Here is an 11,351-nt window from a genome sequence, read left to right on the forward strand (position 1 = left end):
GCTGGCCGGGCCGCCGTAATGGTGTGGCTCCACATTGGACGGCGAGCCTGGCAACAGCACGCCGTCCAGCGTTTGCAGCGTAGCGCGCAGCAAGCCCTCGTCGCCGAGCGCGGGAATCAGCAGCGGCAAGCCGCCTGCGCCGCCGGCCGCGGCCGTGATGTATTTGTCGCCCACCGCGTGGAACGGCAGCAGGCCTATGGTCTTGAGATCGCAGGGAATACCGATGATGGCTTGCGACATGGCAGTGCGGCTCCTGTTCAGCTGGCGGCCTTGATGGCCTCGATCGGATCGACGTAGGCGTAACCCAGATCCTGCGCCACCGCCTGGTAAGCGACGCGGCCGCGGCAGATGTTCAGGCCGTTGCGCAGGTGGGCATTGTCCAGCAAGGCCTGGCGCCAACCCTTGTTGGCCAGCTCCAGCGCGTACGGCAGCGTGGCGTTGGTCAAGGCCTGGGTCGAGGTGCGCGCCACGCCGCCGGGCATATTGGCCACGCAGTAGTGCACGATGCCGTCCACCGTGTAGATCGGGTCCTGGTGGGTGGTGGGACGGCTGGTTTCGAAACAGCCGCCCTGGTCGATGGCCACATCCACCAGCACCGCGCCGGGCTTCATCGTCTTCAGCATGGCGCGCGTCACCAGCTTCGGCGCCGCCGCGCCTGGAATCAGCACCGCGCCGATCACCAGATCGGCGTCGCGGATGCTGTCGTCGATATTGGCGCCGTTGGACATCAGGGTCTTGATGCGGCCGCCGAACACCATGTCTATCTCTTTCAGGCGGGTCAGCGACTTATCCAGAATGGTCACGTCGGCGCCGGCGCCCATCGCCATGCGCGCGGCGTTCAGCCCCACCACGCCGCCGCCTATCACCACCACCTTGGCCGGGGCGACGCCCGGCACGCCGCCCAGCAGCACGCCGCGGCCGCCCTGGGCTTTTTCCAGCGCATGGGCACCGGCCTGGATAGCCATACGCCCCGCCACCTCGGACATCGGCGCCAGCAGCGGCAGGCCGCCGCGCTCGTCGGTCACCGTTTCATAAGCGATGGCGATGGCGTCAGACTCGATCAGCAGCTTGGTCTGATCGGGATCCGGCGCCAGATGCAGATAAGTGAACAGCACCTGTCCGGGACGCAGCATCCGGCACTCCACCGGCTGCGGCTCCTTGACCTTGACGATCATTTCAGAACGCTCGAACACTTCCTCCGCGTTGGAGGCGATGGAAGCGCCGGCTTGAATGTACTGCTCGTCGGTAAAGCCAATGGCCAAGCCAGCGTGGGTCTGCACCAGTACCTTGTGCCCGTTTGCAACCAACTCGCGGACACCGGACGGGGTCAGACCCACCCGATACTCGTGGTTTTTGATTTCCTTCGGAACGCCGATCAACATAGTCGCCTCCAAACTCATTTGGTTCATGGGCAAACTGGCAACAGCCGTTTAAGAAAATTCACATCGCGCTTGCCCTTTCAAACTGATTCTGACTATAAAACCTCACCCTTGCAAAGATATTTGATTTTGCGACGCAGCAAGCAGGTTTCCCCGTCGGTGCGGTACAATGCCGCATAATGTCTAAAATTATTAACATACTGATGGAGCAGGAAGAATGGATGTCGGCGCGCGCTTGAGAATGGTCAGGACAAGGTTCGGCCTGTCGCAAAGAGAGCTGGCCAAACGAGCCGGCGTCACCAACGGCACCATCTCGCTGATCGAGCAAAACCGGGTCAGTCCGTCCGTCAGCTCCCTGAAAAAAGTACTGGAAGGCCTGCCGATCACGCTGGCGGAATTCTTCACCTTCGACGCCGAACCCGCGCAGCCGCGCGTGTTCTACCAGGCGGATGAGCTGCCCAATCTCGGCAACGAGGACATCAATCTGATGCTGGTCGGCACCGGCCATGACAAGCGCGACATCGCCATCCTGCGCGAGCGCTACGTCCCCGGCGCCGATACCGGCCCGGACATGCTGATGCACGAAGGCCAGGAAGGCGGCGTCGTCATCCGCGGCAGCATAGAAGTCACCGTAGGCGCAGACAGCCGGGTGCTGGGGCCGGGCGATGCCTATTACTTCGACAGCAAGCTGCCGCACCGTTTCCGCAATGTCGGCGACGACATCTGCGAAGTGGTGAGCGCCAGCTCGCCGCCAACCTTCTGATTCGCTGCAAACATATGGAGAAGTGCATGAAGCTGGGTTACACCATCGTTTACGTTCCAGATGTCGCGGCCTCGCTGCGCTTCTTCGACCAGGCATTCGGCCTGAAACAGAAATTCCTGCATGAATCCGGCGCGTATGGCGAGCTGGACACCGGCGACACCACCCTTTCCTTCGCCAGCCACGAACTAGCGGCGATGAACCTGCCCGCCGGCCACGTGCGCGCCAGCGACACCGCCCAGCCTTTGGGCATGGAAATCGGCCTGGTCACCGAACAGGTGGCGGCCGCGCATCAACGCGCGCTGGCATGCGGGGCGGTGGAACTGGCGGCGCCAAGCCAGAAACCATGGGGCCAGACCGTGTCCTACCTGCGCAGCCCCGACGGCACGCTGATCGAACTTTGCAGCCCTATTTCCGCCTGAATCCGCACCACAACCGCAAAACAGCACCACACAAGAGGAGAAACCCATGTCCCGCAGTACACATGCTGACTGGAAACAACTTGCTGCAGAACTGCAAATAGAAGGACGCGCCTTCATTGACGGCGCTTACCGCGAGGCCGCCGACGGCAAACGCTTCGATTGCGTCAACCCCGCCACCGGCGCCAAGCTGGCCGATATCAGCCATTGCGGCGAAGCCGAGGTGGAAGCCGCGGTCAAGGCGGCGCGCCGCGCCTTCGACTCCGGCGCCTGGTCCGGCCTGGCGCCGCGCCAGCGCGGCAGCATTCTGAAACGCTTCGCCGCGCTGATCCGCCAACATGCCGACGAATTGGCGCTGCTGGAAACCCTGGACGCCGGCAAACCCATCGGCGACACCACCACGGTGGATGTGCCTGGCGCGGCCTATTGCGTGGAATGGTTCGCCGAGGCGATAGACAAGATCGGCGGCGAAGTGGCGCCGGTCGATCCCAAGCTGCTGGGCCTGGTGACGCGCGAACCGATCGGCGTAGTGGCCGCCATTGTGCCGTGGAATTTCCCGATTCTGATGGCCAGCTGGAAGTTCGGCCCGGCGCTGGCCGCCGGCAACGCCGTCATCGTCAAGCCATCGGAAAAATCGCCGCTGACCGCCATCCGCGTCGCGGGGCTGGCCAAGCAAGCCGGCATCCCGGACGGCATCTTCCAGGTGTTGCCCGGCGCCGGGGATGTCGGCCGCCTGCTGGCGCTGCACATGGACGTGGATTGCGTGGCCTTCACCGGCTCCACCGCTGTCGGCAAACTGATCGCCGGCTACGCCGCGCAATCGAATCTGAAACGCGCCTGGCTGGAGCTGGGCGGCAAGTCGCCCAACATCATCCTGCCGGATTGCCCGGACCTGGCCCGCGCAGCGCGCGCCGCGGCCAGCGCCATCTACTACAACATGGGCGAGATGTGCACCGCCGGCTCCCGCGTGCTGGTCCATCGCGATATCAAGGCGCGCTTTCTGGAGGAATTCAACAAGGCCGCCGCCGGCTACTATCCAGGCGATCCGCTGGACCCGGCCACGTCGATGGGCGCCATCGTCGACGATATCCAGTACCGCAAGGTGCTGAGCTATATCGACAAAGGTCTGAGCGAAGGCGCCAGCCTGTTGCTGGGCGGCAAGGCCGCCCACGCCGACAAGGGCCTGTTCATCGAGCCGACGGCCTTCGACTGCCCAAGCGACAACCTGACTATCTGCCGCGAAGAAATCTTCGGCCCGGTGCTGTCGGTCATCACCTTCGATGATGTCGAGGACGCCATCCGCATCGCCAACGACACCGAATACGGCCTGGGGGCCGCGGTATGGACTGCCGACGTCAGCACCGCCCACCAAGTGTCGCGCCGCCTGCGCGCCGGCACGGTTTGGGTCAACTGCTATGACGAGGGCGGCGACATGAACTTCCCGTTCGGCGGCTACAAGCAATCCGGCAACGGCCGCGACAAATCGCTGCATGCGCTGGAAAAATACACCGAACTCAAGAGCACCCTGATCAAGCTGTAAGCTGCTCGCCGGCCAGGCTCAGTCCTGGCCGGCAGCCTGCCTCGCCAGCCAACGTCGTATCGTCTGCTCCTCCACTACCGACAATCCCTCCAGCATACGCGCCTCCAGCTCACGCACCCGTTCCTTGCTTTGCATCAGCAAATCCTCCCCCTTGGCGCTCAACTGCAATTGCACGATGCGGCCATGGCTGGCATGCGGCCTGGCCTCCACCAGGCTGGCTTTTTTCAGATTCGCCACGATGACGCTGACGGTTTGCGGCGTCAGCAAGGCCAGCCGCGCCAAATCCGCATTGGAATGTCCGGGATAGGCCGCCAGCATCGTCAGCACCACGAACTGCGGCGGCGTCACGCCCAAATCCGCCAATGCGCGCTCCATCCGCAAATGTTGGCCCGCAGCGGCCTGGCGCAATAGATAGCCTATATGCCCGCCTTCGCCGCGCTTGCCCTCGCCCGGCTCCGGCAACGCCGCCCTTGATGACTTGATCATAATATCAAAGCTCTGATATGTTGCATGATGTAAGAACTCTGATATTAACCACGATACCGACAGGACACCAGCCATGCGTCTTGAAATCCGTGACATCGACACCGCAGAAACAGTCCGCGCCAGCTTTGCGCTGATGCGCCAATTCCGTCCCCACCTCATGGATGCCGATGAGCTGGTCGCGCGCTGGCAGCGCCAGACCCGTCAAGGCTACCGGCTGCTTGGACTATACCGCGACGGCGAACTGGCCGCCCTGGCCGGCTGGCGTCCCATGGAAAACCTGGTGCATGGCCGGCACATGTATGTGGACGACCTCGTCACCGATGAACGCTGCCGCGGCCAACGCCTGGGCGAAACCCTGATGAACCATTTGAAACAGCTGGCCCGCAGCCATGGTTGCGCCAAGCTGTTGCTGGACACGCCAATGTCCAACACCCTGGGCCATCGCTTTTATTATCGCCAGGGCCTGGTCGCCACCGCCTTGCGCTTTATGCAGCCACTAAGCGAGGACTGAACATGCCAAGCATTCTGCACGTCAACGCGAGCCCCAATCGCGCCGACTCTCATAGCCTCCAGGCCGGCAAGCTGCTGGCCGCGCGGCTGGCGCAGGCCGGCTCGCCCGCCCTTATCGAGCGCGATCTCTCTTTGCTGCCGCTCCATGCCATCAACCGGGAGTTTGTCGAAGCCAGTCTGATGCGCGAAGACACGCGCAGCCATGCGCAAGGGCAGGCGTTAGCGCTATCAGAACAGCTGATTGCCGAACTGGAGGCCTGCGACTGCTTAATCCTGTCCACGCCCATGCACAATTTTACCGTGCCGGCCGCGCTGAAAGTCTGGCTGGACCTGGTGATGCGCCCCGGCCGGACCTTCCGCGGCGGGCCGGATGGCAAACAAGGCCTGCTGAACAACCGGCCCGTTTTCGTCATCGTGGCCAGCGGCGGGCCGATGCAGTCCAAACCGGATTGGCAGCCCGACTTTTTGACGCCGTATCTGCGCTGCGCGCTGGCCACCATGGGCCTGAACGATGTATCCATCTTGCAGCTGGAATCGCTGAAACGCGGCGACAAAGCCTTGCTAGCGGCAGCCCAGGCGACGGAACAATGGGTGGAGCGGCAGTCCAGACGCTACCACGACACCGCCGCGGCTTATCGCGCGACAGCGTAATCGGCTTGACTATAATCAGCGAGGAATAACAACGCGGCATCGCCGTGCCCGCAACCCATGGGCACGGAACAGGTCGCCGCACGGGTTCGGGACTCATGCACGCCATCGCCTCGCTGAATCGCATTCGTTCTAATCTTACCTTGGCGTGGCTGGCCTCGTGCCTGCTGGCCCTCCCCAGCCACGCCGCGCCCAATCCGGCCTGCCCCAACGGCCCGCTACGCGTAGGGTTCTACAAGTTCGGCGTCGCCTATCGCGACGGCAACGGCTACGACGTAGACATGGTGCGCGAGCTGGCCCGGCGGCTGCATTGCCCGATAGCCAGCGAAACAGAGCTGCCGCGGCTGCGCGCGCTGAAGATGCTGGAAAGCGGCCAGATCGACCTTGGCACTTCCACCCTGGCCACGCCGGATCGACTGGCCTACGCCTGGATCTTCCCTTACAACCACACCCGAAACATGGTGCTGCTGCATCCGTCCATCCATGCGCGCGCGCTGCCGGAGCTATTGCGCGACCCGGCCTTGCGCTGGGGCGCCATACGCGGCTACCGGCACAGTGCGCAGCAGGATCAATTGCTGGCGCAGATGAAGGCAGAAAACAAACTGGTGATGGCGAATGACGAAGATGATCTGTTCCGCATGCTAGACGACGGCATCGTGACCGCCGCGTTCTCGCTGCCCACCAGCTACGGGCGCTGGCTGCGCGACCCGCAGGTCGCCAAACGCATCCTCGTGGTGGATTTGTTTCCGTCCGGAGAAACCATCGCCAGCGGCCTGGCCCTGAGCAAGGCAAGGTTTTCGCAAGAGGCGGCCGAGCATTGGCATTTGGAGCTAAAGAAAATGTATCAGGATGACAGCCTGCTCAACATCCTGCGGCGCCACCTCAGCGAAGGGGCCGCCAAGCAAATGATGCAGTTGCCGCTAGACTGAAAAGAACGGCAATGTCATCTCGTCTACACGGAGTGATCGATGAAACTGCTTGCAGGCTGCGCGCTTTCGCTTTGGCTGGCTACCGCTCAATCGACTCCCAACCCCGCCTGTCCCGGCGGTCCGCTGACCATCGCCTATTACAACTTCGGCGTCGCCTATCACTTGGGCAAGGGTTATGATCCGGACATCCTTCACGAACTGGCCCGCAGGCTGAATTGCCCCATCCAGAGCGAAGGCGATTATCCGCGGCTGCGCGTATTGAAGCTGCTGGAGATAGGCCAGGCCGACATCGGCAGTTCCACCACCGTGACGCCGGAGCGACAACGCTATTTGTGGATGGTGGTCTACCATCACAGCAAGAATCTGGTGCTGCTGCACCGCGGCGTGAATGTCTCCACGCTGGATGCGCTGCTCAAGCTGCCGGACCTGCGCTGGGGCATGGTGCGCGGCTACCGCCACAGCCCGGCCGAAGACAAGTTTCTGGATGGATTGGCGCAACAGCACAAGATTGTCACCGCCGCCAACGAGGACGATCTGTATAAAATGGTCTGCAGCGGCGTGGTGACGGCCTCTTTCGGCCACCCCATCAGCTTCGATCCTTGGCTGCAAAGCCATCAGGCCGCCCAGCAGGTGACGGTGCACGACTTTTTCCCGGACAGCGAAATCACCGCGGGCAGCATCGTGCTGAGCAAGGCGCGCTTCAGCCAGCAAGCCGCCGCGTTGTGGCAGGACGAGCTGCGCAAGATGTACCGCGACGGCACATTGCGCGCCATCATGCGGCGTTACCTGACCGAGCCCAGCGTGGAGCAGGCGCTGAAGTTGCCGTTGGACTAGACGCAAACAGGCCCGACTGCAATGCGCCGGGCCTGGTTTGCATTGGCTGTTACAGCGCCAGCTTGGCGATGGCTTCCTTCGCCAGGTGGATCGACGTGGCGCGCTTGTCCGGGCCCATGCCGATGGCCTCGGCGCGGATGATTTCGACGTCGCTCACGCCCAGGAAACCCAATACCTTCACCAGATAATCTTCCTGGAAGTCCATCAGACTGCCCTGCTCGCCGCTGTGCACGCCGCCGCGGGCGGACACCACAATCACCTTCTTGTTGGGCACCAGACCCACCGCGCCGTTCTCGGTGTACTTAAAGGTGCGGCCGGCGGCGGCCACGCGGTCGATCCAGCTCTTCAACTGAGTCGGGATGGAAAAGTTGTACATCGGCGCGCCGATCACCAGCACGTCGGCGGCGACGAACTCCTCGATCAGTTGATCGGTCAAGGCAGCCTCGCTGCGCTGCAGCGGCGTCCAGTCCGTCTCCGGCACGAAACGCGCGCCGACGATTTCGCCGGACAGGTGAGCGATCGGATTGGCCGCCAGATCGCGGTAGATGGTTTCGACATTGGCGTGACGCTGACGCAGCGTGTTGGCCACTACGGCGGACAATTCGCGGGTAACCGAGTTGTCGGCCAGGATGCTGGAATCGAGATGCAGCAGTTTCATGTTCGGGTCTTTCGCGGTGCGGTGGAGATGTGTGCATGATAAGCACGAGCAACAATCCGAACTAGACTGCTAAAATCGGAAACATTGTTCCACCAGCGAGACAATCATGCGAGACCTGAACGATCTGATGTACTTCGCCAAAGTGGTGGAGCACGGCGGCTTCATGGCGGCCTCCCGGGTGCTGGGCATCCCCAAGTCCACGCTGTCGCGGCGGGTAGCGGAACTGGAAAGCCGCTTGGCCGTGCGCCTGCTGCAACGGACTACGCGCCGCCTGTCGCTGACGGAAATCGGCAGCCAGTATTATCAACGCTGCCAGGCCATGCTGGCCGAAGCCGAAGCCGCCGATGAGACCATCCTGCAAAGCAGCGCCGAACCCCGCGGCCTGATACGGGTCAGTTGCCCGGAACTGCTGGCCAAGACCATGCTCAGCGCCGCGCTGCCGCGCTTTCTGGCGCGCCACCCTCAGGTGCGGGTGGCGCTGGAGGCCACCAACCGCAGGGTGGACCTGATCGAGGAAGGGGTGGACGTGGCGCTCCGGGTGCGCAACGTCATCGAAGACAGCGCCAGCCTGGTCGTGCGCACCTTGGGCAAGAGCCGGGTCATCCTGGTGGCCAGCCCCGCCTTCCTGGAAAAACACGGCGAACCGCAAGCGCCGGAGCGGCTGGCCGCGCTGCCCGCGCTGACGATGAGCCGGCCGGACGGCCGCGGCCAGTGGGTGCTGCTGGACAATGTCGGCCAGACCTACACCATTCACATCGACGCGCCCCGACTGATGACCGACGACATGATCGTGCTGCTGCAGGCCGCCATCGCCGGCATCGGCATCGCCGCGCTGCCCACCAATGTCTGCCACCAAGCGCTGGCCGATGGACGGCTTAGCCATATCCTGCCGCAATACGACTTTCCCTGGGGCATCCTGCATGCGGCCTTCCCTACCCGCCGCGGCTTGTCGCCGGCCGTCCGCGCGTTTCTGGACTTCATCGCGGAAGACTTGATCAGCGAGGAAATGGCCGGCGACTGGGGACGGCCCCATCTCCACCAGGCATGACGCTTGCTTCATGAGGGTCTCGCCCCCTGAAGAAACCATCCCATGTTCACGCTGCGCCCTTTAACCGAAACCGATTCGATAGAACAATTGACCGATCTGCTACACCACGCCTACGCCCAACTGGCCGCGATGGGGCTGCGCTACACCGCGGTGGATCAAACTCCCGACGTGACCCGCCGCCGCATCCAGGGCGGCCACTGCCTGCTGGCCTGGCACCAAAACCAGCTGGCCGGCACCGTCACGGTGCATCGCGCCCGGCTCAACTCGCCTTGCCTGCAATTCCGAGAACCCGACGGTGCCGTGCTGTCGCAACTGGCCGTCGCGCCGGAATGGCAAGGCCACGGCCTGGGCGAACAACTATTGGATGCAGCGGAAAACTGGGCGCGCACCCAAGGCTGCGCCGCCATCCGCCTGGATACCGCCCAGGACGCCACCCACCTGGTCCGCCGCTATCAGCGCCGCGGCTACCGCGTGGAAGCCCCGCTGCAATGGCCGGACAAAGCCTATCGCAGCGTGGTGATGGTCAAATCGCTGGAAACTCTGCCGCCCTCTGCCACTCGAAACAATAGTTGCAGTGCAACAAGCTGATGGCTGCGCGCCACACATCGCCTCAAGACCATTCGCATTTATTGCATTGCAGCAGATAACGAGTACAGTGGCAGCCAAGGCCGTTGCCTTGGCCGCACACCGTTTCCACTCATCAAAACGCAAGGGGTTGCAATGTGGTCAACTACTGCAGTTCGAGACGGGAAAATCCCGTTTGCCCAACCGTTGTTTGATTACTGGCTGGACGCCTGCCAGCGCGGCGTTCTGTACTGGGACACGCTGTATCAGCGCGGCGCCACCTATCTGGAACACTGTGAAAGCGGCAAGCCGCCGGTGCTGGTGTTCGACTACACCATCATCATGGACGCGCGCGAGCTGCCCGATCCGGCCAACTACGCGCTGGCGGCGATCAAGCCGCCGGAGGGCAGCCCGGCCACCGATCCGGCCAAGCGCCCCTTCGTGGTCATCGACCCGCGCGCCGGCCACGGCCCCGGCATTGGCGGCTTCAAGATGGACAGCGAAATCGGCATCGCGCTGCAGCAGGGACATCCCTGCTACTTCGTGATGTTCTTCCCGCAGCCCGTGCCGGGCCAGACCATAGAAAGCGTGGCCAAGGCCGAAGGCCATTTCCTCAAGCGCGTCAACGAACTGCACCCGAACAGCGACGGCAAGCCCTTCGTCATCGGCAACTGCCAGGGCGGCTGGGCGCTGGCCATGTTGGCTTCGGTGGCGCCGGACCTGGTCGGCCCGATCCTGCTGGCCGGCTCGCCGCTGTCCTACTGGGCCGGCGTGCGCGGCAAGAACCCCATGCGTTACGCCGGCGGCCTGAACGGCGGCACCTGGAGCGCCTCGCTGGCCGGCGACCTGGGCAACGGCCACTTCGACGGCGCCCATCTGGTGGAAAACTTCGAGAAGCTGGACCCGGCCAACACCCTATGGAAGAAGTCCTACAATCTGTACTCCAAGGTGGATACCGAACCGCAACGCTATCTCGATTTCGAACGCTGGTGGGGCGGCCACTACCTGTTGAACAAGGTGGAGATGGAGTGGATCACCCAGAAGCTGTTCGTCGGCAACGATCTGGTCCACGGCAAGATCACCAGCCATGACGGCACGATGCGCGTGGACATGCGCAACATCCGCTCGCCCATCATGGTGTTCGCCTCCTGGGGCGACAACATCACCCCGCCGCAGCAGGCGCTGAACTGGATCGCCGACCTGTACGACAGCGTCGAGGACATCCGCAACAACGAGCAGACCATCGTCTACTGCCTGCACAACAAAGTGGGGCATCTCGGCATCTTCGTGTCCGCCGGCGTAGCCAACAAGGAGCACAGCGAGTTCGCCAACGCGCTGGACCTGATCGACGTGCTGGCGCCCGGCCTGTACGAAGCCATCATCGAAGACATCGCCCCGGACGCGCCGGGCCAGGAATACATCGAAGGCCGCTACATCATCCGTTTCGAAGCCCGCGATGTATCCGACATCCTGGCGCTGGACGACGGCCGCGAAGACGAACAGGCTTTCGAGGTGGTGAAACGCGTCTCCGAAATCAACCAGGGCGTGTACGACCGCTATCTGTCCCCCGTGGTGC

General features: G+C 63.2%; 14 protein-coding genes. 10 read left to right on the plus strand and 4 right to left on the minus strand.

Annotated features, from left to right (window positions below; all coding sequences use genetic code 11):
* Nucleotides 1-240 (minus strand): gamma-glutamyl-gamma-aminobutyrate hydrolase family protein (locus C2134_RS21985; protein ID WP_233196503.1); only part of this gene is annotated, 240 nt, incomplete at its 3' end.
* 17 nt (nt 241-257) lie between these two features.
* Entirely contained in the window at nt 258-1,382 is a 1,125-nt protein-coding gene (gene ald, locus C2134_RS18090; protein WP_103321489.1) for an alanine dehydrogenase, read from the minus strand.
* A gap of 214 nt (nt 1,383-1,596) precedes the next feature.
* Here ald and C2134_RS18095 point away from each other — a divergent pair, with 214 nt between their 5' ends.
* From C2134_RS18095 to C2134_RS18105, 3 genes are read left to right on the plus strand one after another with little or no spacing between them, the layout of a single operon-like run.
* Nucleotides 1,597-2,142, plus strand: a complete 546-nt coding sequence (locus C2134_RS18095; protein WP_103321490.1) for a cupin domain-containing protein — start codon at nt 1,597-1,599, stop codon at nt 2,140-2,142.
* Between the two features lie 26 nt (nt 2,143-2,168).
* Nucleotides 2,169-2,561, plus strand: coding sequence for a VOC family protein (locus tag C2134_RS18100; protein WP_103321491.1), 393 nt, complete (start codon nt 2,169-2,171; stop codon nt 2,559-2,561).
* Between the two features lie 46 nt (nt 2,562-2,607).
* Nucleotides 2,608-4,098 carry an aldehyde dehydrogenase gene (locus C2134_RS18105; RefSeq protein ID WP_103321492.1) on the plus strand — a complete coding sequence of 497 codons (1,491 nt, stop codon included), beginning with the start codon at nt 2,608-2,610 and terminating at the stop codon, nt 4,096-4,098.
* Nucleotides 4,099-4,116: 18 nt separating this feature from the next.
* Here C2134_RS18105 and C2134_RS18110 read toward each other — a convergent pair whose 3' ends face one another.
* Nucleotides 4,117-4,584, minus strand: coding sequence for a MarR family winged helix-turn-helix transcriptional regulator (locus C2134_RS18110; protein WP_103321493.1), 468 nt, complete (start codon nt 4,582-4,584; stop codon nt 4,117-4,119).
* A gap of 73 nt (nt 4,585-4,657) precedes the next feature.
* On the opposite strand from C2134_RS18110, the gene C2134_RS18115 reads away from it, so the two are divergent.
* From C2134_RS18115 to C2134_RS18130, 4 genes are all read left to right on the plus strand, one after another.
* Nucleotides 4,658-5,095 carry a GNAT family N-acetyltransferase gene (locus tag C2134_RS18115; RefSeq protein ID WP_103321494.1) on the plus strand — a complete coding sequence of 146 codons (438 nt, stop codon included), beginning with the start codon at nt 4,658-4,660 and terminating at the stop codon, nt 5,093-5,095.
* Nucleotides 5,096-5,097: 2 nt separating this feature from the next.
* On the plus strand, nt 5,098-5,745 hold the full coding sequence (locus tag C2134_RS18120; RefSeq protein ID WP_103321495.1) for an FMN-dependent NADH-azoreductase: 648 nt from the start codon (nt 5,098-5,100) through the stop codon (nt 5,743-5,745).
* A 95-nt stretch (nt 5,746-5,840) separates the two neighbouring features.
* Complete coding sequence (locus tag C2134_RS18125; protein WP_103321496.1) at nt 5,841-6,671, plus strand: substrate-binding periplasmic protein; 831 nt, start codon at nt 5,841-5,843, stop codon at nt 6,669-6,671.
* A 39-nt stretch (nt 6,672-6,710) separates the two neighbouring features.
* Nucleotides 6,711-7,505, plus strand: a complete 795-nt coding sequence (locus tag C2134_RS18130) for a substrate-binding periplasmic protein (RefSeq protein WP_103321497.1) — start codon at nt 6,711-6,713, stop codon at nt 7,503-7,505.
* Between the two features lie 49 nt (nt 7,506-7,554).
* On the opposite strand, the gene C2134_RS18135 is transcribed toward C2134_RS18130, so the two are convergent.
* On the minus strand, nt 7,555-8,163 hold the full coding sequence (locus tag C2134_RS18135) for an FMN-dependent NADH-azoreductase (RefSeq protein ID WP_103321498.1): 609 nt from the start codon (nt 8,161-8,163) through the stop codon (nt 7,555-7,557).
* Nucleotides 8,164-8,269: 106 nt separating this feature from the next.
* Here C2134_RS18135 and C2134_RS18140 point away from each other — a divergent pair, with 106 nt between their 5' ends.
* From C2134_RS18140 to C2134_RS21990, 3 genes are all read left to right on the plus strand, one after another.
* Complete coding sequence (locus C2134_RS18140; RefSeq protein WP_103321499.1) at nt 8,270-9,211, plus strand: LysR substrate-binding domain-containing protein; 942 nt, start codon at nt 8,270-8,272, stop codon at nt 9,209-9,211.
* Nucleotides 9,212-9,253: 42 nt separating this feature from the next.
* Nucleotides 9,254-9,799, plus strand: coding sequence for a GNAT family N-acetyltransferase (locus tag C2134_RS18145; protein WP_103321500.1), 546 nt, complete (start codon nt 9,254-9,256; stop codon nt 9,797-9,799).
* Between the two features lie 132 nt (nt 9,800-9,931).
* The coding region (locus C2134_RS21990) for a DUF3141 domain-containing protein (RefSeq protein ID WP_233196504.1) at nt 9,932-11,351 on the plus strand (1,420 nt) is incomplete at its 3' end.

The organism is Chromobacterium sinusclupearum (assembly GCF_002902845.1).
Lineage (GTDB): Bacteria > Pseudomonadota > Gammaproteobacteria > Burkholderiales > Chromobacteriaceae > Chromobacterium > Chromobacterium sinusclupearum.